At 41.0% G+C, this 21798-nt stretch carries 18 protein-coding genes; 10 read left to right on the top strand and 8 right to left on the bottom strand.

What is annotated here, in order from left to right:
* Positions 1-92 precede the first annotated feature (92 nt).
* On the bottom strand, positions 93-1157 hold the full coding sequence (locus ACM5QX_RS03430) for a mannose-1-phosphate guanylyltransferase (RefSeq protein WP_414752385.1): 1065 nt from the start codon (positions 1155-1157) through the stop codon (positions 93-95).
* 116 nt (positions 1158-1273) lie between these two features.
* On the opposite strand from ACM5QX_RS03430, the gene ACM5QX_RS03435 reads away from it, so the two are divergent.
* The 5 genes from ACM5QX_RS03435 to ACM5QX_RS03455 all read left to right on the top strand — a co-directional run bounded on the left by ACM5QX_RS03435 (position 1274) and on the right by ACM5QX_RS03455 (position 10469).
* Complete coding sequence (locus ACM5QX_RS03435; protein ID WP_414752386.1) at positions 1274-2785, top strand: LCP family protein; 1512 nt, start codon at positions 1274-1276, stop codon at positions 2783-2785.
* A 77-nt stretch (positions 2786-2862) separates the two neighbouring features.
* Entirely contained in the window at positions 2863-3369 is a 507-nt protein-coding gene (locus ACM5QX_RS03440) for a pentapeptide repeat-containing protein (protein WP_414752387.1), read from the top strand.
* 88 nt (positions 3370-3457) lie between these two features.
* Positions 3458-5062, top strand: coding sequence for a murein biosynthesis integral membrane protein MurJ (gene murJ, locus ACM5QX_RS03445; RefSeq protein ID WP_414752388.1), 1605 nt, complete (start codon positions 3458-3460; stop codon positions 5060-5062).
* 1115 nt (positions 5063-6177) lie between these two features.
* On the top strand, positions 6178-7461 hold the full coding sequence (locus tag ACM5QX_RS03450; RefSeq protein ID WP_414752389.1) for a DHH family phosphoesterase: 1284 nt from the start codon (positions 6178-6180) through the stop codon (positions 7459-7461).
* An 881-nt stretch (positions 7462-8342) separates the two neighbouring features.
* The gene (locus tag ACM5QX_RS03455) at positions 8343-10469 is read left to right on the top strand and encodes an ATP-binding protein (RefSeq protein WP_414752390.1); all 2127 of its coding nucleotides are present in this window, start codon (positions 8343-8345) and stop codon (positions 10467-10469) included.
* 21 nt (positions 10470-10490) lie between these two features.
* On the opposite strand, the gene ACM5QX_RS03460 is transcribed toward ACM5QX_RS03455, so the two are convergent.
* Together ACM5QX_RS03460 and ACM5QX_RS03465 are read right to left on the bottom strand one after the other, a co-directional pair.
* Entirely contained in the window at positions 10491-11903 is a 1413-nt protein-coding gene (locus ACM5QX_RS03460) for an MlaD family protein (RefSeq protein WP_414752391.1), read from the bottom strand.
* Between the two features lie 69 nt (positions 11904-11972).
* On the bottom strand, positions 11973-12755 hold the full coding sequence (locus ACM5QX_RS03465; RefSeq protein ID WP_414752392.1) for an ABC transporter ATP-binding protein: 783 nt from the start codon (positions 12753-12755) through the stop codon (positions 11973-11975).
* 57 nt (positions 12756-12812) lie between these two features.
* On the opposite strand from ACM5QX_RS03465, the gene ACM5QX_RS03470 reads away from it, so the two are divergent.
* The gene (locus tag ACM5QX_RS03470) at positions 12813-14354 is read left to right on the top strand and encodes a phytoene desaturase family protein (protein ID WP_414752393.1); all 1542 of its coding nucleotides are present in this window, start codon (positions 12813-12815) and stop codon (positions 14352-14354) included.
* Between the two features lie 30 nt (positions 14355-14384).
* On the opposite strand, the gene rph is transcribed toward ACM5QX_RS03470, so the two are convergent.
* Both rph and ACM5QX_RS03480 read right to left on the bottom strand, forming a co-directional pair.
* Positions 14385-15128, bottom strand: a complete 744-nt coding sequence (gene rph / locus ACM5QX_RS03475) for a ribonuclease PH (protein ID WP_414752394.1) — start codon at positions 15126-15128, stop codon at positions 14385-14387.
* A gap of 225 nt (positions 15129-15353) precedes the next feature.
* A complete protein-coding gene (locus tag ACM5QX_RS03480; protein WP_414752395.1) occupies positions 15354-15908 on the bottom strand; it encodes an adenylate kinase family protein in 555 nt (184 codons plus the stop codon).
* 314 nt (positions 15909-16222) lie between these two features.
* Here ACM5QX_RS03480 and ACM5QX_RS03485 point away from each other — a divergent pair, with 314 nt between their 5' ends.
* The 3 genes from ACM5QX_RS03485 to ACM5QX_RS03495 all read left to right on the top strand — a co-directional run bounded on the left by ACM5QX_RS03485 (position 16223) and on the right by ACM5QX_RS03495 (position 17912).
* Positions 16223-16759, top strand: a complete 537-nt coding sequence (locus ACM5QX_RS03485) for a P-loop NTPase family protein (protein ID WP_011319425.1) — start codon at positions 16223-16225, stop codon at positions 16757-16759.
* A gap of 72 nt (positions 16760-16831) precedes the next feature.
* The gene (gene dcd, locus ACM5QX_RS03490) at positions 16832-17401 is read left to right on the top strand and encodes a dCTP deaminase (RefSeq protein WP_414752396.1); all 570 of its coding nucleotides are present in this window, start codon (positions 16832-16834) and stop codon (positions 17399-17401) included.
* A 160-nt stretch (positions 17402-17561) separates the two neighbouring features.
* Positions 17562-17912: a hypothetical protein gene (locus tag ACM5QX_RS03495; RefSeq protein ID WP_011319423.1), complete on the top strand. Its 351-nt coding sequence runs from the start codon at positions 17562-17564 to the stop codon at positions 17910-17912.
* Between the two features lie 378 nt (positions 17913-18290).
* Here the strand turns inward: ACM5QX_RS03495 and ACM5QX_RS03500 are convergent, their stop codons facing one another.
* The 3 genes from ACM5QX_RS03500 to ACM5QX_RS03510 form a co-directional block, all read right to left on the bottom strand.
* On the bottom strand, positions 18291-18527 hold the full coding sequence (locus ACM5QX_RS03500) for a DUF4327 family protein (RefSeq protein WP_011319422.1): 237 nt from the start codon (positions 18525-18527) through the stop codon (positions 18291-18293).
* 1185 nt (positions 18528-19712) lie between these two features.
* Complete coding sequence (gene rbfA, locus ACM5QX_RS03505) at positions 19713-20114, bottom strand: 30S ribosome-binding factor RbfA (protein WP_011319421.1); 402 nt, start codon at positions 20112-20114, stop codon at positions 19713-19715.
* Between the two features lie 179 nt (positions 20115-20293).
* Positions 20294-20500, bottom strand: coding sequence for a DUF751 family protein (locus ACM5QX_RS03510; RefSeq protein ID WP_011319420.1), 207 nt, complete (start codon positions 20498-20500; stop codon positions 20294-20296).
* 160 nt (positions 20501-20660) lie between these two features.
* On the opposite strand from ACM5QX_RS03510, the gene ACM5QX_RS03515 reads away from it, so the two are divergent.
* Entirely contained in the window at positions 20661-21494 is an 834-nt protein-coding gene (locus tag ACM5QX_RS03515) for a DNA adenine methylase (protein WP_414752397.1), read from the top strand.
* Positions 21495-21798 lie beyond the last annotated feature (304 nt).

The following is a 21798-nucleotide window of genomic DNA, read 5'->3' on the forward strand; positions in this document are numbered from 1 at the left end:
CTCAAGACTCAGCACTTCCTCTTAGCTAGTTATAATAAAAACCCCGCATTTTAACCTCTGCCAAGGGTTTTAACTTTTACAACTTAGTATAATTAGAGCAGGTCAGTAAATCGGGGATCACCTTGGAGGGTTTTGAGGATTTGCTTGATTTCCTGGGTACGTTCCTTATTGACTATGAGAGTAACATTGCGATCGCGCACAATCACTACATCCTCTAAACCAATAGTAACAATTACATCCTCTGGATTAGTAGCATAAACAATCGCCCCCTGAGTATCTAGACCTACATGAGTAGCCAGTTCTACATTGGGATCATCCGGTTTTTTGAGTAAACGCTCAATTGCATTCCAATCTCCTAAATCATCCCACCCAAATTCTGCTGGTAAGACATATACTAGATTTGTCTTTTCCATAAGTGCGTAGTCTATACTCTTCTTAGGTAACTGGGGATAAACATCAACCCCATGCTCTACCAGTGGTTCAATGATTTCTGGCGCATAGGTATAGAGTTCCTTGAGAACAACTCCGGCTCGGAAAACAAACATACCGCTATTCCAGCTATATCGTCCCGTAGATAGAAAAGTTTCGGCTTTTTCCCGGATAGGCTTTTCAGTAAAGCGATTGACATGATAAGCTGGCAACTCATTAAAGGTACCAATTTTTTCACCTTGTTCAATGTAGCCGTAACCAGTTGATGGAAAAGTCGGCTTGATCCCCAAAGTGACAATTGCCTCTGTGCTTGTCGCTAATTGAGTAGCAGCATCTAAGGTGCTTTTAAACGCCTCTGGATCAGCTATCCAGTGATCAGAAGGAAAAAAGCCTATAATCGCGTCATCACCATAACGCTTTTGAATTTCCAAACTAGCCCAAGCAACGGCCGCAGCAGTGTCTCTACCCTGCGGTTCAGTCAACAAATTTTGCGATGGTAATTCGGGTAGTTGTTGTTGCACCCCTTGTCCTAACTGACTAGAGGTGATTACCCATAAATCATTCCACTCGCCTGCGAACTTAACCAGTCGCTCGGCAGTTGATTGCAATAGACTTCTGGAGCTACCATCAAGACTTAAAAATTGTTTGGGTCGGTCTTGGCGGCTGAGAGGCCAAAAACGTTCGCCTTTACCACCAGCCAGGATTACTGGGAACAATGGGCTGCTCATGTTGTCATACACACAAACGGTAGAACATTTCAAGTGTACAGTGCGGTCTTACACTGGCAAGATTGGTAGCTTGCTTTAACATAAATTTTAGGGAGTGGTTGAGTGGGGAGATAATTGTGATTAAACAGGTTCAATGGTCAGATAATCAGGTCGCACCTCAACAAATACCGGATCTTAATTTAGAGGTGGGGTCTTCACAAATACAACTGGTAGAAAACCAGGGCATATCTCAACCAGTATCAGCACAAGAAATAGAGGTAGAAACTGAACAAGATTCAGCCACTGTTTCCCGTAACGTGGTTGAGTCTGTTGGTGCAATACCCAATGAACTGTACGAGCGCTTGGGCTTGACCATGCCTCGTTGGCTATTGTGGATTTTGACAGTAGTTTTAGGAGTAATCTTATCTGGGCTGTTAGTATCCACCTTGGCGCTGTGGACTCCTCTGTGGAGCAATTTGGATCGCACTGACGAAGAATTGGGCGTTTCTGGGCAAAATGAGCAAAAAGTTCCCTTACCTGGGGAATTGTGGAGCAAAATCTCCCAATATCAGCTATCTAAGCCTATGAATATTCTCATCATGGGAATTGAGCCAGTTAAAGGCGCTGTTGATGGCTCACCAGAAAGTTTCTCTGGTAATAGCGATACCATGATGATGGTCAGACTCAACCCAGAAAGTAAAACCACAAGGGTGCTGTCAATTCCCAGGGATACCATGATTGCGATCCCAGAAAAGGGACTCACCAAAGTATCAGAGGCTAATGCTCAAGGCGGGCCAGTATTGGCAGCCAGAGTAGTCAGCCGGACTTTAAATAATGCCAGAATTGACCGCTATATCCGTATTTCCACTAGTGGTTTACGGCAATTAGTCGATCAGTTGGGTGGTGTTGAGGTTTTTGTACCCACTGCAATGGAATATCAAGACCCCAGCAGTCGCTCTAGGGTGAGTTTAGTTAGTGGCTGGCAAACTCTCAACGGTGAACAGGCAGAACTATTTGCTCGTTACCGGGAGGAAACATTAGGGGATTTATCTAGAGTCCAGAGACAACAAGCACTGGTGGCAGCAATTCTACAAAGACTGAATAGTCCGACTGTATTACCCAGATTGCCCCAATTAACCCGCCTAATGCGGAAATATTTTGATACAAATTTGAAGACAGAAGAAATGATGGCTTTGGTAAATTTTGCCGTGAATTTAGAGCGGGATAATTTCCAAATGACCATGTTGCCTGGTACATTCAGCAAATTCAGTAAAGACCCCAATAGCTATTGGCTGAATATGACCGGACAGCAAAATCTATTAAACAATTATGTTGGGGTAGATGTGCCTGGTCTTAAACAAGATTCTCGGCCTGTTTCTCAGCTCAAAGTTGCTATTCAAAATGCTTCCAATCAACCCCAGCTAACGGAAAAAGTTATTGCTTACTTGAAACAGAAAGGCTTTAAAAATATTTACACTGTACCGGATTGGCCTGATACTCAGCGCCAAACCCAAATTATTATCCAAAAAGGCAACCGCCAAGCTGGTTTTGACTTACGCAAAATCTTAGGACTCGGTTTGCTAGAAACTAAATCAACAGGGGATTTAGAATCTGACCTAACAATTCGTATTGGTAAAGATTGGAAATAGTCAGTAGTCAGTGGTCAGTAGTCAGTAGCAAAACAACTGACTACTAAACTCATGACAACTAGCAAATAATTAAATTTATGAATAAGATTTTAGTCAAATTGTTTAGTTTAATTATTATTGTTATGCTGGCGTGGTTTTGGGTAATTATGAATCCCCAGCCTGCATTTGCTCAAATAAATACAATTAACTACAACAATGCAAATCTGGAAAATCGTGACTTTGCCAATGCTGATTTAGTAGGGGTCAATTTTGTTGCGGCAGAAATGCGAGGGACAAACTTTCAAGGTGCAAATTTAACTAATGCTATTCTCACCAAAGGTGTTTTATTAAAGGCTAATTTGTCGGGGGCAAACTTGACAGGCGCTTTAGTAGATAGAGTAACTTTAGACAATGCCAATTTAAAAAATGCCATTTTCACAGAAGCAACTTTAACCCGTAGTCGCTTCTATGATGCTGACATTACTGGTGCTGATTTTACAGATGCGATAATCGATCGCTATCAAGTTTCTTTACTGTGTGAAAGAGCCGATGGAGTAAATCCAGTTACAGGTGTTGCGACCCGTGTTAGTCTCGGCTGTAAATAAGTAGTTAAGAAAATTTACCTGACGGAGTGTGAGATTTCGAGTTAATCTTTTCAGGTATGCACTCTGCAAGAGTTGTCGGGTACTATTCGTGACTAATCAAGAACAAAAACCTTCTCGTTCTTTCGCTGGGATTGCCGGCATTGTTGCCGCAGCCACTTTAATTAGTAAAGTATTTGGTTTAGTGAGGCAACAGGCGATCGCAGCTGCTTTTGGTGTAGGTGCAGCTGCCACTGCCTACAGTTATGCCTACATTATTCCTGGTTTCTTGTTGGTATTACTGGGGGGAGTAAATGGACCCTTACATAGTGCAGTTGTCAGCGTTTTAGCCAGGCGCAAGCGAGAAGAAGCAGCCCCCCTGGTGGAAACAGTGACTACCTTAGTAGGGGGAGTGCTGTTATTAGTGACGGTAGCCCAGATTTTCTTAGCAGATAATATTGTGGATATTGTTGGTCATGGTTTGGAGGCGAAAACTAGAGCGATCGCCATTCAACAAATCCAAATTATGGCCCCGATGGCTTTATTCTCAGGCTTAATCGGCATTGGCTTCGGGACTCTCAACGCAGCTAATCAATATTGGCTACTCTCCATCAGTCCTCTATTATCCAGCGTGGCAGTTGTATTTGGTATCGGTATCATGGCTTTGCAATTAGGCAAAGACATTATCAAGCCGGAATACGCCTTCATTGGCGGCATGGTTTTGGCTTGGGGAACCTTAGCCGGGGCAATTCTCCAATGGTTAGTGCAGCTAATTGTACAGTGGCGATTAGGACTAGGTAGTTTAAGACTGCGGTTTGATTTTAAATCCCCAGGAGTTCAAGAAGTCATTAGAATCATGACTCCGGCAACTGTTTCTTCAGGGATGATGCCCATTAATGTGGCTACAGACCTATATTTTGCTAGCCCAATTCCCGGTGCGGCGGCTGGTTTTAACTATGCCAATCTTTTAGTACAAACACCTTTAGGGATTATTTCTAATATCATATTGTTGCCTTTATTACCCATCTTCGCCAAACTAGCAGAACCTGAAAACTGGCCAGACCTGAAATTACGTATTCGTCAAGGATTATTATTGACTGCTGTCACCATGCTTCCCTTAGGGGCATTGCTGATATCTTTATCTGTGCCAATTGTGCAGGTAGTTTATGAACGCGGCGCATTTAAACAAGAAGCTACACAGTTAGTTTCATCCCTATTGGTTGCTTACGGTATCGGGATGTTTGTTTATTTGGGGCGGGACGTTTTGGTCAGGGTATTTTACGCCTTGGGAGATGGACAGACACCTTTTCGGATCAGCATTTTTAACATCTTTCTCAACGTTGTATTAGATTGGTTTTTCGTTAAACCTTTTGGCGCTCCTGGTTTGGTATTAGCTACAGTAGGTGTCAATTGCAGCTCCATGTTGATGCTGTTATTTTTGCTCGATCGCCGTCTCAATGGCTTACCTTGGCGGGAGTGGGGCTTGCCAATCCTCGGTTTGGCTGGGGGTAGTGTGGTAGCTGGGATTGCTAGTTTTGCCACCCTCGCCGCTTCTCAGCAATTGTTAGGGAAAGAGGGTTTATTAATTCAAATTTTACAATTGTGTATATCTGGCTTTGTGGGAATTGTGGTGTTTGCAGCGATCGCCTCACTCATGAAAATACCAGAAGTTAATAGTTTTGTAGTGCGGATGCGTCAACGCTTCTTGAAAAAATAGATTTTCCTGATTTGAATTCGAGCGATCGGCAGTTTGGCTAGTTTAATTTTCTACAAATTGCTATTGTCATTAAATTCAATGTCATCCACGCCAGAGTAATTAATTATCAACACCCCCGGCTACCCACCGGGGATTTTTCTTAATTAGCCCAAGTTGTTAGTTATTAGCGCTTAGATTAAGATATTACGCCTTGAAATTACATAGTTACTTGTATGGTTGGTTAACTGCTGACGGTTAACTGTCAACCCTCCGGGTACTCTTCGAGAGGCAGCTCGCAACCGACGCAAAGCGCCTTAGCGCAGCCTTTGTCTCCGACACGCTCCGCGAACGTAGAGAAGACTGCGACTGCCTCACAGTCAATAGTCAACATTCCTCACAATGGATTGTGCAACTTAAGAGCAAAATAGCTTACTTGTTACCCTTTTTAGTTGAAAATATAAATAATTCTAAAATTGTTTATTGATAAACAAGACCATCAAAGCACAAATATCTGCCGAGGAAAGGATACACTGGAGTATGGTATCAAAACCCAACTTATATCAAGCTAAACTAGAGAACCTTAAGGATATCTACCCACAAAGGAATAGAAATTTTGTCAGTAGTTAAAGGCCTTCGCGCAGGGTATCCGTGGAGATAAAAATGTTTTAAAATCACTGACCCATCAAATGCCTGAACCTCGCCGAAAATCAAACAGCTAGCAACTGACAAAAGACACTGGCGATTCAGTAAAAAATATGCTCAGTAGAATCGATAAACAAGACATAAATTTTACAAAATCACAACATCCATTTTAAATGGAAATTTGCAAAAGCTGTGATAGCAAATAACTTTGCTTCAAGAGCGTATCTATTGATCAAACAAAGACAACAAAGATTGAGCAACATAGAATCATACCTTCCCAAGAACCTCCCATCTTTGTTGACATCCTTCATCGACATTGTGGTGAAATTGATCAGATTGCTGACTCACCATCTTGACAAAAAATATACCGAGATATGTATCCCCATATTGCTAGATTTTTGCGAAGATCAGAATGTGGGGTTAAATCAGTCAATTGCTGATGGCAATATCTCTGAATAAATAAATGGAGCCTCACATTTACAAAAACTTTGTTTATGCAATTGAATTCTTCATTTAAGCAGTCTGAGAGTTTTTCGTTGACTAAAGAGCCAAATTCAGAAGAACCTGAAGTAGACAAAGAAGCAGAAGTGACAATAACTAGACCATCTTTGCCAGCATCGACAGGCGAAGGAGTAGGTATTTATCTAGGGCAACGAAACAATTCCCTTGCCTTTCAAAAGTCAGAAGAATTGCAAAAGGCTCTATTATTACACCGACATGAGCGTCAGTTGATAATATTGCAAGACTTCCCAGACCCCGATGCTCTTTCTTGTGCGTGGGCTTACCAATTAATTGCCCAGCAATATGATATCAAGTGTGAAATTATTTATGCCGGGACTTTAAGCCACCAAGAAAATATTGCCCTAGTGAAACTTACTGGTTTACCAGCCCAGCGTTGGACACCACAAACTATCAAGGGCAAAGACTTATCCTGTTATCAAGGTTTTATTTTAATTGATAACCAAGGGACAACTAGTCAGTTACTCACATCTGTTCAGCAAGCAGGTATCCCGCTAGTTGCAGTGATTGATCACCACAGCTTACAGACAGAACTGAAAGCTGACTTTGTGGATGTTCGTCCTTACGTGCGAGCCACAGCGACAATTTTCACTCAGTATCTCCAGGCTGGTCTGTTAGGTTTAGATAGCAGCATTAGTCAGCACGTTAAATGTGCGACTGCCTTGATGCACGGTTTGCGATCGGATACAAATCGACTGATGCAAGCCCAAGAAGAAGACTTTATGGCAGCTGCCTATCTCAGTCGATTTTATGATGCTCAACTGCTAAACGCCATCCTTCAGGCTAACCGTTCTAAACGGGTGATGGACGTGATCGAGCGATCGCTCAAAAATCGTATTGTCCAAAATAACTTTTCTATCGCTGGTGTGGGTTATTTACGGTACGACGATCGTGATGCTATCCCCCAAGCAGCTGATTTTCTGGTAACAGAAGAAAACGTCCACACTGCCGTAGTTTACGGCATTGTTCACGATGAAGATGATGAGCTAGAAGTAGTCATTGGTTCGTTGAGAACAACTAAACTGACCCTAGACCCCGACGAATTTATCAAAGAAGCCTTCGGTCAGGATAGTACAGGTCGATTTTTCGGTGGTGGGAGGACAGGCGCTGGCGGCTTTGAAATTCCTATGGGTTTCTTGTCTGGGGGTAACGAAAACTCTGCCTACGCCAGAATGAAATGGGAAGTATTCGATGCTCAAATTAAGCAAAAGCTGCTGAGATTAGTTAATCCTAAAGATAACCCAATTCAATCAGAATGAGCCTAGCATTTAAGGAATAGGAAGCGATGGTAATTGATAATTAGTAATAAAAATTATCTAATTAGCGATTACCGTTCTGATTGTCTTGGGAATACTACGGGTTTGTCTAGTGTCTAGGAGAGAAAGGAAAAGCTCAGTATAAATCAATACTATTCAGTTAAGGCTAGAACGAACGTGAGTTTTAGTCTCCGAAAGATGTATTTTCAATTTATCAATAGTAGTAAAAACCTATACCCCTAAACCCTCGAACCCTTGCGCCCTCTCTCAACAGATAACTTTTGTGCATCCTACGTAGAGCGATCGCCAATTAGTTAAAATTAGGAACTACTATTGTTATGACATTCCTCTTCAAAATTGGCTAGAGTTAGAATCTAGTCCAGGGCTGGGGTGTGCTAAAAGTTTACTGTTAATCAAAAGATCATTGGTCTAGATTTAAAGCCATAGCTTGCCTATACCCATAGACGTTACTGAGGAAATTACTTTGAGTATATATATTTATGGTTGATACAGGAATTCAATTTGATTTCTGAAACCTATAAGTATATAGGGGTGTGATAGGCGTAAGCTGTAACGCACCAAAACCCTTGGTGGGTGCTTTACGCTGTCGCTAACACACTTTACTTATCTGTTCAAAAATAAAATATGGATTCTATACCAATTGAGGTGTTAAATTTATTGGATAGTCGTCATCCAAGTGAATATTAAACTTAAAAAATCTGATAATACTAATAATAAAATATACTTTTTATAGTGTGTTTTGATTAGGCATTAAACGAGTAAAATATTTTAGCACTACTGTATCTTACATTAAAAAATACATCGGAAACAAGCTTTTTAACTATTGATTAAATCAGAAAAAACAGGTATCTATTTCAAGTAATATGTCAGCATTGTGGACTTATTTTTTTAATTCAGCACCATTCATTCCACATGGTCACTGCTATTTATGGCAAACGGATTTAGTATGGTTACATATAATATCTGATGGACTCATTGCCGTAGCTTACTATTCTATTCCAGCTACTCTTTTCTACTTTGTCCGTAAACGGCAGGATTTACCTTTTTATTGGATGTTTCTGTTATTTAGTGGATTTATAGTAGCTTGTGGTACAACCCACATCATGGAAGTTTGGACGCTTTGGTATCCTACTTATTGGGTTTCAGGTTTTTTAAAAGCTATTACAGCAATCATATCTGTATTTACAGCATTAGCACTAATACCTCTAGTTCCCAAAGCTCTAATACTCCCTAGTCCTGCTCAACTAGAAAGAGCAAATAAAGACCTGCAAAATGAGATAGGTGAACGATTAAAGGTAGAAGCAGAACTGAGAAAATATCAAAATCACTTGGAAGAACTAGTTAATATACGCACTAATGAAATCACTAATGCTAACGAAAAATTACAACAAGAAATTCATGAACGTCAGCGTATCGTAGAAATTCTCAGAGAAAGTGAGGAACGCTACCGTTATTTAGCTGAAGCAATTCCCCAACTTGTATGGACAGCTGACGCGAATGGTGAATGTGATTATTTCAATCAAAATTGGTGTGATTATACTGGGTTAACCTTAGAGGAATCTTTGGGTTCTGGATGGTTGGCAGCGTTGCATTTAGAAGATTTAGAACGGAGTTATGAAACATGGTCGAAAGCTGTAGAAACTGGTAAATTATACGAGAATGAATATCGCTTTAAACGTGCTGCTGATGGTTCCTATCGCTGGCTATTAGGGCGAGGTTTACCACTTAAAGACCACCAAGGACGCGTAGTCAAGTGGTTTGGAACTTGTACAGATATTCATGAGCAAAAACAAATTCTCGAAGAACGGGCGCGTCTGTTGGAATTGGAGCAAACTGCAAGAGCTGAAGCGGAAACAGCCAATAGAATTAAAGATGAATTTTTAGCTGTCCTCTCCCATGAGTTACGCACCCCCCTGAACGCGATTCTTGGCTGGTCTAAGTTATTGCAAGAGCGCAAACTCGAACCAGCAAGGACATTCCAAGCCCTAGCAACTATCGAACGTAATGCCACATTACAAGTACAACTCATTGAAGATTTGTTAGACATCTCCAGAATATTGCAAGGCAAACTAGTAATTAATATTACAAAAGTCAATCTGGTAATTGTCATATTGACGGCATTAGAAACCATGCGTCTAGCCGCAGAAAGTAAGTTAATTCAGGTATCAACTAACTTTCCATCCAAGATGGGGCAAGTGATGGGTGATTCTGCTCGCTTGCAGCAAGTAGTATGGAATCTTCTTTCTAATGCTGTGAAATTCACTCCCAAAGGCGGCAAGATAGAAGTTAGTTTGGAAAAGGTGGACGGCTATGCTCAAATCGTAGTCAGTGATACAGGTAAAGGAATCAAACCAGAGTTTTTACCTTATGTGTTTGATTACTTCCGTCAAGCAGATAGCAGTTCTACCAGAAGATTCGGTGGGCTAGGGTTAGGGCTGGCAATTGTCCGTAAAATCGTGGAAATTCACGGTGGTACGGTGACAGCACAAAGTCTTGGTGAAGAACAGGGAGCTAGTTTTACTGTACGATTACCAATCCTCCCAGAAGAAGATGGGAATGTCACCTACGAACAGCATCGTTCGGCATCATCAATAACTAGTTCTTTACCTCTTGAGGGTATCAAGGTTTTAGTCGTTGATGATGATGCTGATTCACGGGATTTTCTGGCTTTTATTTTAGAACAGGAGGGAGCCGAGGTTACTTTAGCGGCTTCAGCGTTAGAAGTATTACAACTATTGCCAGAAATTAAACCAGATGTTTTGGTGAGTGATATCAGTATGCCGGATATGGACGGCTATACATTAATCAGGCAAGTGAGGACATGGACAGCAGAACAGGGGGGAGCAATTCCGGCGATCGCCTTAACAGCCTTTGCGCGACAATATGATCGAGAACAAGCCTTCCAAGCTGGATTTCAGCTACACCTACCCAAACCCCTCAACGCCGAAGAATTCATCGCCGCCGTTGTTGAACTGGTCAATAGTCAATAGTCAATAGTCAATGGTCAATAATCAGTTTTCATTAGTTTTTTTCTCTTTTCCCTGCTTCTCCTCACTGTTACCTTGTTCTGCATAGTCCCGTAGCTGCTGCAATAATTTTTCCTGAGATGATAATTGCGGCTGATTATTCGCAATTGTCACAGCATTAGGTAATGGGCTAGTAGCAAGAGAGGGAATGGCAATATTAGGTTTGTCGGCGGCGGCTTTCATTGACTCTAGGACAGTAGCTAACTTTGCTTGCTGTTCCATTTGGTCTGTAGAAGACACCAAACCACTCAGACCGTTCACCAATTGCCTAAGATTTTGCCGAAAATTAGGATCGCCTGTCAATTCATCTAAATCAGATGTAATTTTTTGGGTATTTTCAAAAGTCAACCTCGCTGAATCTAAAGTCTGTTGCAGCAACACTGCATTTTTCGGATCATTTAAACTTTCAGTTGCATTTCGCAAATTAGCCGAGGCTTGAGCAGCATTTGCAGATAGAGTTTCTAAGTTTTTGATTAACTCTCCTTGAGTTAAGCGATTCAGACTTGGTGATAAGTTTGTCACAGTTAAGCGTAATTGATTGCTAGTTTCTGTAATATTATTCAAAGCGCCGACCAAGCTTGAGCGATTGGTATTTAACAAACTGTTCAAATCACTTAACAAACGACTCGCTTGAGTTGCAGTCGTGCCAAATTTATCTGCTGTGATACCGAATTGATTGACTGTTTTAGTGGTAGAAACAGTTAGTTCATTAGTGGCTCGTTGTACAGTATTGGCGGTGGAAGCAAAAGTACCTAACTGTCCTTGAAAGCTTTTTGTCAAACCACGAAAATCTTGGGTTAGTGCGGCTACACCAGTGGCTGCTTGGGCTGAGGTTTCCAAAAGTCTATTTACCCTTTGATAAAATTCAGGGTTATTGTATGTATTCGCAAAGTCAGTACTGCTACGAATCAGCGCATCAACACTTATACCTATTTGCCCCTTTAACCGAGAATTATTACAAACGATGAGGCTGTTATCACAATTCTTATCTAGAGGTTTAGTGAGATTTTGCCCAGTGGGTAGTGATGATTTGGGTGTGATATCGATAATACTTTCGCTAATCAATCCAGTCTGATTAGCTTCTATCACCACATCGCGGGGAATAATCAGGTCAGATTGGGCAAATTCAATTTCCACTTCTACAGCATTTGGCCCTGGTTGAATTTGAGAAATTCTGCCCACCTTCACGCCGCGATAGCGAACTGTTGCGCCTCTTTGCATACCCCCTGCATTGGCAAATTCCACCACGGCTTTGTAAGAACTACCAGCAGCCGTATACCTATTCAACCACAATAGAATAACTCCAAACGCCCCTAGTCCCAGCAGAAATAATAACCCTACTGAACCTTCCCTTAATGTGCGTTGCGATGTAAAACGATTGGTGATCAAGTCTCGCATATTTTACCTCTACCCAAAAACTTGGCCTAAGCCACTCAGCACTCACTACCTACGACGAACTACTCAACACTAACCAACTACTTGAATTGGCCCTTGTACACTTCCACTGACAAACTGATTGATTAATGGATGGTCGGTACTGTCTATATCACTAACTGTGCCTTCCCACTGCACTTGACCCTGATAAAGAAACACCAGTCTATCAGATGTCCGTCGAATCGTACTATCTTGGTGAGTAACGATCGCATAGGTACTACAAACTCCATGTGTACATTGCAAGTCACGGATTAAATCTTCGATGACTGTGGAAGCAATGGGGTCTAGTCCGGCTGTGGGTTCGTCATAAAGTAAAACCTCTGGCCCTTCTGCGGGATTATCAGGGTTAGACATAATTGCACGGGCAAAACTTACCCGTTTTCGCATCCCCCCAGAAAGTTCTGATGGGTACATATGACCGATTCCCCGTAAACCAACCATTTCTAGTTTTTCTGCGACTAATTCTCGAATACGCGATCGCTCTAACCGAGAATGTTGATAAAGTAAAAATCCCACATTCTCTTCTACAGTCAAAGAATCAAATAATGCTGCTTGCTGAAATACCATACCAATACCCACTGGGTCTTGACCATCCTCAATCAACCCTTCCCTTTTGACTCCTTGCACATAAATCTCCCCAGCATCAGGAGTAATTAAGCCTGCTATTATCCGTAAGATTGTGGATTTACCGGTTCCTGAAGGGCCGATAATCCCTAAAGCTTCACCTCGATAAATCGTCAAATCTACATTATCTAAAACCTGATTGTTACCAAAAGACTTAGAAACGCCTTTAAGTTGAATTAGTGGTTGTTTCATTGGTCAATAGTCATTAGTCATTGGTCAATAGTCATTAGTTAATAGTCATTACTCTCTATGAACTTTTCACTCCCTACTTCCAATTTCCCCATTGATGTCATCGTTATCGGTAGCGGTATTGGTGGTTTATGTGCGGCTGGGTTGTTGGCACGTTATGGTAAACGAGTGATTGTGTGCGAAAGTCATACAATTCCTGGTGGTGCAGCCCATAGCTTTAAACGGCGCGGATTTGAGTTTGATTCTGGCCCCTCCTTTTATTGTGGTTTGACGGATGTCCAGAGTTTGAATCCTATCAAACAGGTTCTTGATGTCTTAGGTGAATCTCTCCCAGTTGTACCGTATGATCCTTTAGGAAAATACCATTTTCCTGAGGGAACTGTTGCAGTGTACAGCAACACCGAAAGATACCTTCATGAAGTAGAGAAAATCACTCCCCAAGGTGCAAACGAACTACAGCAATTCACAAAACGCTTATTAGGTTTATACGATGCCATGAAAGGCATTCCCACCTTAGCATTGCGCTCAGATTGGCAGGTAATTTTGATTTTACTGCAACATTACCTAATGTCTTTGGGGCAAATGTTACCTTACTTACCCTTGGTTCAGTCTTCTGTAGGGGATGTTATGGATAGGACTGTTAACGACCCTTGGGTAAGACGACTGATTGATTTAGAATGTTTTCTGCTTTCTGGTTTAAAGGCACACAGCACAATTGCCCCAGAGGTGGCTTTTATGTTGGGTGAACGTTCCCGTGTGGGAGTTGAGTATCCTGTGGGGGGTAGTGCCGCAATTGTCAATGCCTTGGTGCGGGGGTTGGAACGTTGGGGTGGTCAGTTACGTTTGGGATGTCACGTTGAGCAGATTTTGTTGGAAGCGGGGCGAGCTGTAGGTGTAAAGTTACGAAATGGTGAAATCCTCAATGCGCCCATAGTGATTTCTAATGCCACAATTTGGGACACCTACAATCACTTGTTACGTCCTGAAGATTTACCAGCTAATTATCGTCAAGAGGCGTTACAGACACCAGCTGTAAAAAGTTTTATGCACCTGCATCTAGGTATCAGGGCAGATGGGTTAGAAAATTTAACAGGACATCATGTAGTAGTCCATGATTCTGGTGAAGATATTACTACCCCAGGCAATACTTGTATGATATCGATTCCCAGTGTGTGGGATGCGGCTCTTGCCCCAGAGGGACATCATGTAGTTCATGCCTATACCCTAGAATCCTACGCTGGATGGGAACGGAACGATGGGTATGCAGTGAAGAAAAGGGAAAAAGCCGAGTCTTTATACCGTGCTTTAGAACGCATCATTCCCGATATTAGAGAGCGTGTAGTCTTGGAACTCATCGGTACACCCTTGACTCATGCTCATTATCTACGCCGCCATCAAGGAACCTACGGCCCTGCCATTGCGGCTGGTCAGGGAATGTTTCCGAGTACACATACACCCATTCAGGGTTTGTATCGTGTTGGTGATAGCACTACCCCAGGCATTGGTGTACCGGCGGTGGCCGCTTCTGGTATTTTATGTGCAAATACCTTGGTAGAGCGATCGCAAACAACTGATTTATTAAATATTCTCCATAAAAAATAAGGGAGAAGAAAAAGACAAACTTTTAACTCCCTAGTTACCCACAAACAACTCATCCCAATCAGTAATTGCTTCCTGTTGGGCAATTAATAGTTGCTGAATTCCTGTTTCGGCGCAATCTAATAGCTGATTCAATTGGGTACGGCTAAAACTACCTGCTTCTGCTGTTCCCTGAACTTCAATAATTCCTAAGTTTTTATTCATCACAACGTTGAAATCTACCGTTGCGGCTACATCTTCTATATAGTTCAAATCTAAATATGCTTCTTGTTCTAATAAACCCACAGAAACGGCGGCGACTTGTCCGCATAGAGGCGATCGCTCTAATACCCCTCGCTGCAATAATTGAGAAATAGCCTCAGCTAATGCGACAAATCCGCCTGTAATTGCTGCCGTTCTTGTACCTGCATCGGCTTGTAACACATCTGCATCTACGGTTAAAGTCCTCTCTCCCAAGGCCTCAAAATCTAACGCTGCTCGTAAACTACGCCCAATTAAACGTTGAATTTCTTGCGTCCGTCCAGATAACTTCAATAATTCTCTTTCATGCCGTTGTTGTGTAGCTGATGGTAGCATCCGATACTCAGCCGTTAACCAACCTTTGCCACTACCTGCAAGAAACTTGGGTACACTTTCTGCAACACTCACAGTACACAATACCTTCGTCTCACCGCATATTGTCAGAACCGAGCCAGGGGCAAAACGAGTAAATTTAGTATGAAAATTGATAGGACGGAGTTCATAGGGTTTTCTACCGTCGGGACGCTGCCAAACCATGAGAGTCACCTCTAACTTTTAATTGTAGAATACCCCTTTAAAGTTACCTTAGTGGTGCAAAACATTAAGTACTATGCGGGATCAGCATCTAATAACCAGAATCAAATCAAGGAAAGCTGGCAGATATAGCTGTTGCCAGTAGTGTTAGGACATCAATAGATGATACAACCTAGACGCACCAAGACCCTTCACCCAGTCCCCAGTCCCTAGCTATAACTAAAAACTCTAAGTTACTAAAAGTAGTTTGAGGATATTTTGCAACACTAATTCTGGCGCTTGATCACCGTTAATTGTCAACAGGCGGCGGCGACGGTCGTAATACTCTAAAATGGGAACTGTGCGATCGTAAAAAATCTCTACTCGACGCTGTACAATTTCAGGTTGGTCATCTGGTAGAGAACGCCCCAAAGAACGACTCACCATCACTGCTTCTGGTACTTGTAAATAAATTGCCCAATCTAATTTTTGTCCCAACTCATCAAGCAAAAAGTCCAACTCTTCAGCTTGGAAGGCAGTACGCGGATAACCTTCCAAAACCCAGCCATCACTTACATCAAACTTTTTCAAACGCAGTCGGATTAATTCAATGATCATTTCGTCAGGAACTAGTTCTCCTTTAACCATGTAAGGTTGGGCCTGACGGCCTAATTCACTCAGGTGGGAAATGGCTTCCCGTAAAATCTCGCCCGTAGAAATCTGAGTAATTCCTAAATGACTGCAAAGCCTTTGTGCTTGAGTGTTTTTTCCCGACCCTGAACCTCCCAGAATCACTAATCTCACAACAATTCACTCCTCAACCAGTAATATTTAAAACATAATAAATTTGTTTTGCCCAACCCCGTCAGAAATCTAACATTTAGCCAAAGAGTATGAGTCAGGGAAGATGAGGAAAATACATAATTATTCGTCTATCAATCTCCGCTCTTCTATACTCAACTAACTCTTGACTTCAGACAAACCTAGTGTTTGACTTATAAAGCAGATTGCCAGACATATAACGCTGAATCAAAATCAGATTGATTATACAGGTAGATTTTCTCCAAGAATCCCTGCACAACCTATTTTATCTATTGTAATTTTTTGAAATTTACCCTATGGTTGCCCAGTTAGAAACGCCCAGTGCAAATTCGTCCCTCAGCTTACCTTACCCAATTGAAGGGCTAGTACAAGTTTTCACTAGCTCACACCGTAACTTTTTTACCAGTGTCATGGGACAAGCCCTGAGAATTGCTGGGCAAGGTACACCAGTGTTAATTGTGCAGTTTCTCAAAGGTGGTATCAAGCAAGGACAAGACCGACCAATTCAATTGGGTCAAAATTTAGATTGGATTCGGTGTGATTTACCACGCTGCATCGACACCCCACATTTAGATGAATCAGAGAATCAGGCTTTACAAAAGTTGTGGCTACACACACAGCAGGTTGTCGATGAAGACAAGTATTCTCTTGTTGTTCTAGATGAGTTAAGTTTGGCGATTCACTTTGGGCTAATTCCTGAAAGCGATGTTCTAGCCTTTTTAGCCAAACGCTCTCCCCATGTCGATATTATTTTTACTGGAACAGAAATGCCCCAGTCTATTTTAGATGTGGCAGATCAAATTACAGAGATTAGGCGTAGTCATTGCCCCTAAACAAGATATCCTAGTAATTCGGTTGCAATTACCTGTGAACTTGTGATTAAGAACGACATCTGGATTACTGAAATGGCTCAAAAAGGGATGATTGCTCCTTTTGAGTCTAGTTTAATCCGAAAAATTCCCAAAGATACCCTTGTAGCCGCTCAACCCGTCATCAGCTACGGCTTGTCTTCTTACGGCTACGATATTCGCCTCTCATCAGCTGAGTTCCGCATTTTTCGCCACATCCCTGGAACTGTAGTTGATCCCAAAAACTTTAATCCCCAAAATTTGGAACCAACACCACTACATACAGATAAAGACGGCAGTTACTTTATCTTGCCAGCTCATAGTTATGGTTTGGGGGTTGCCCTGGAAAAATTAGAGGTGCCAAATAATATTACAGTAATTTGCATAGGTAAAAGCACGTATGCTCGTTGTGGTATTATAGCTAACTTAACACCTGCGGAAGCGGCTTGGCGGGGTCATTTAACTCTAGAGTTTTCTAATTCTTCTAGTGCTGACTGTCGTATCTACGCTAATGAAGGCGTTGTACAATTACTCTTCTTGGAGGGTGAACCTTGTGCTATAAGTTACGAAACACGTCAAGGTAAATATCAGGATCAGTTGGAGAAGGTGACTCTGGCTAAAGTTTAGTTTTTGAATCTGGGCATATTCTTTGGCGATCGCTCTTCATCCCATCCCAATATTATAGAGATGATAGGGCGATCGCCTCTGATAGTTCATTCTGAATGAATCAAGTGGGATTCCAGTAATATAGATAGAACAATAATTAATCGGTTTTTATTAAAAGCTTATGTCTTCTACTCCTCTTGTGCTGAACCTAGTTGAAGGTTCAGTGTCTTTCAGTTTTTCCCCCCAGGCGGCGCGGGAATTAAAAGCAGCTATTAATCAATTAATGGAGAGTCTAAAGGCTGTTAGCAGCAAACCAGCTTCAGGTGGTAAGGTCAATCCCCAGCCACCATTAGAATATCGTTACACTGGCGATGTCTTTTTAGAAATTTTCTGTAATCCCAATATCTGGCCTACTCCCTTTGCAGCAAAAGTACTACTGACAATTCGTGATGTCAGCATTCGTTTGACTACAGAAGCTGAACTCACACGAGTAATTGAAGATATTAATCAGTATTTAGAGCAAGTGGGTTAGGCTTTCTCGATGGGAAATTATGAAGTTTTTATCAACAAGTTTGATATTGTGAGTCAGTGGTACTTAGACTTATGAGTCGTTCTTATGGAAATATTCCCTGAGAAATTAACGGGGCAGTTTAACACGGTAAACTACCCCGAACAGAGATTTTACATAAGTTAATCAAGTTATTACACAGGATCTACACAAAAGCTTGTTTTTTAGACGTTCATTAATGGGAAAAGTTGTAAAAACAAAAAATAGAGGATTCTGGATCGGGACGGAGTTATTAAAACCAGAGATTATCCCTCAGCTTGGGAAGTGAATCTTTTGTTGTCAAATCCAGTCATCCAAAAATAAACTCCCAATCCAAAATCACCAGTATTTATGGATCTTGGATTAGTCGTTGTCCCATTGTTCACGACCAATGAGGTCACCAATGCGATCACGTAATAGAAAGTCACATTTCTCTAACTCACACTCTACACAAACCCACTCTCTAGCAGGAATATATTGGCACAGAGTATAGATAGGCTGTTGTCTGCTGACCATTCCTTTTTCTACTAGTCGGCGTGCTTCGTCCTGAATTACGTCTAGGGAGTAGTAATTGATAGAGGGCACCGTATTCACACTCATGGTTTTTACTCACAAATTTACACTTAAGATAGTGTTCCCACCAAATCAAAGGGAACAAACATGACAGGAATTGGACTTGCGCTTAGGGTTTTGTATTTTGCTATACGGAACTAATTTCATTTTGACGCTAGACACCCTCAAATAATTTAAAGAAATGTTAAGTTTGTCAAAATTTCCTGACATTAGTGACATAAGCATCACACAATCAGATATTTAGTCTGCTAACTTAATTCGTGAAAGAATTCATAGTTAATGTGAATCAATAAGGTGTGAAACTCTTGCTGTTTCCGGCTTGAGGTATTAATGGGTAGATGACAATTCTTCATAAAGACAGATTGCTGAGGTCAAAAATCATCGAAGTGGGAGCATTTATTACCACCCAAAAATCAGCAAACTCAACAGTTAAGGGAGAATAAAGGTATAAACTGTTGCGTAGCCAAGGTTACCCTACACTAGGAAGACTTGCAAAGTGCCATAAGTTAATAATTTCTTAAAGCAACTCATAAGGTATGAAGTTGATGAATTTCATTTGAATGAAATGATCCCTTGAAATCAACATCTGTCGTCCCTTGAGATGACATCCCTCTAGAGTAGCAGTGTTTATATAAAGGTATATCCTGCTTGAGATGTAGCTAGAAAGGATTGATTGTTACAACTATTACTTGAGTCATAATTTCATGACATATATTTACGTAAGTAAATTTTGTGAAGAATATGAATTTTTGTTAAAGATAAGGATTTTCCTGTCAGTGAACTTATCAAGACCGGAAACAATAAGTTTGGCGTTCAAATCCTAACATTGCCGACCAGTAAAGTCTTAGGGGTTCTCACCCCTGATAATGGAAGTCCAACTAAAAAAATATCCAAAATGTAGGATGCGTCAGTGGGATGTAACCTAAATCTAGTCAGAAATTATTCATCCTTAACCACCTTACCGAACCATCTATTTCGGATAATTTATTTTTTGGTGTTCTCTAAGGAATTAGATACTAATAAATTTAAACAGACGCGATTGAGTCACGTCTGTCAACTGTTGGTGAGTTCTGCGGAGATTGATTGTTCTCTAGTCACATTATGATTGAGGCCACAGGGAAGTTATGAACGCTGAGAGTGATTGCTGGTGGCTTCATGTCTCCTGGTTCCTCTTAATCCCTAGTCTCACAAAAAATTATGCCGAATCTATGCCTAATCTTCGTCTAAAGAGTCATCTGCTGACGGTATATCATCAAGCGATCGCGCATTCTCAAGTTTGTTCAGCAAAGTTAGCACTTTTGTTCCTCGTTCTATGGAACGATCTTCAATGAAAGTCACTTCGGGAGTGCGACGTAACCTTACCCTTGCCCCTAATTCACTACGGACAAAACCTGTGGCTGATTTCAACCCCGCCATTGTTTCTGCTTTAGCTTCTTCTGTACCATATATACTGACATAGATTTTGGCGTGTTGCAGATCCCCAGAAACATCTACGTCTGTGACACTGACCATGCCCGTACCCACACGATCATCTTTAATACCGTTAATTAGCATTTGGCTAACTTCCCGTTTGATCAATTCAGCAACACGGGAGACGCGGCGATTTGTAGCCATAAAAACATTCCCTCCTCACAGAGGTTGGACAACAACATAAATTTTAGTTAGATAGGACAGCAAAACTATGGGGAATACCCTCTAGAAAAACCTGCCGACAAAATCTACAAACCTTATTCATTAAGCATTTCCTTGATTTTGTGGTCTGAATTTCTTTCTTCGCTTTGGTATGTCCTAATCTAGATTGTACCGAAGCCAAGCATGGCTCTTAATGTAAAAGTGATGAACGCTAGCCCGCCTACCAACAAACCCACAATGGCGATTAAAGTAACGGGGCGTTTTAACAGAGGGAATAGTGGCTCAAAAGTGTTTAGGAAAATACCTAATACAATAGTGATCAAGTAACGGGGGTAGCGAAAAACGTTATCCCAAAATCCATCAAACATTTTAATTGAAACTGCCTTCTTATATACTTAACGTTCATTTTGATTTACTTTATCAACATAATTGTAATATATGACGCTAGAAAAATACTCGATCAATATAAAATATGGTTCGTTGGTTATATTTGCTATATTTAATAGCCTATAGCGTAGTTCCAGCCTTATGGTAAGCCAAATCCCTAAAGAAACTTGCCCACGTCCATTTTTAAAGTGGGCTGGGGGTAAAAGTAGGTTAATTCCGCAATATCTGTCACATTTACCCAAGAATTATCGGACTTACCATGAGCCATTTTTGGGAGGTGGTGCTTTATTTTTCTATCTCCAACCGAGCAAATCTATTTTAACTGATATTAATTCTGAGCTAATTACTACTTATCGCTGCGTCCGCGATCGCATCGAGGAATTAATTAGCCTTTTAAAAGAGCATAAAAGTCAACATAATAGAGATTATTATTATAGTGTCCGAGGAAAAACTGTTGATAATGAGTTAGAACAAGCCGCACGATTTATTTATCTCAATAAAACTTGTTACAACGGTCTTTATCGAGTAAATTCTCAAGGTCGATTTAACGTTCCTTTAGGGAAGTATCATAATCCTAATATTTGTCAAGAAGATTTACTGAGAGCCGCTTCCAATGTACTGGCTACATCAGAAATTAAACAAGCAGATTTTACAGAGGTGCTGAATTACGCTACTGGTAGTGAGGATTTCGTTTTTTTTGACCCGCCATATTATCCTATTAGTAGTACTAGCTATTTTACAGGTTATAGTAAAAATTCTTTTGGAGAAAAAGACCAGTTAATTTTAAGAAATACTTGTGTAGAACTGGCTAGCCGAGGTGTTAAAGTAGTTGTGTGCAATTCTGACTCCGAATTTATTAAGAATATATATCAAGAAATAGGGTTTAATATTTATTTTATTGAGGCAAAAAGGTCAATTAATTCTAATATAAAAAAACGGGGTTTAGTTAAAGAGTTACTCATCACGTCATATTAAAATTCTGGCGCTAATGAATGAATTAATAATTTAATTTATCTAGGCAAAACTTGATATTTTCTATAATGAAGTAATAATTTAGAGGTTTTTTATAAAGAAAAAATAAAATTACTGTAGGGTGTGTTAGGCGCTGATTTCCCAGATGATTGGTCACAAAATAAATATCCTCGCGCCTAACGCACCATCCGTGAGGCGGTGCGTTACGGCTAAATTTTCTTGTCTTTCCGTCCCAAATCCTTTCATAGCCGTAACACACCCTACTTAAGATTTACTTTATAAATAGTCTCTTAACAGAGTGTTTTAG

The organism is Anabaena sp. CCY 9910 (genome assembly GCF_963920875.1).
Classification (GTDB): domain Bacteria; phylum Cyanobacteriota; class Cyanobacteriia; order Cyanobacteriales; family Nostocaceae; genus Trichormus; species Trichormus variabilis.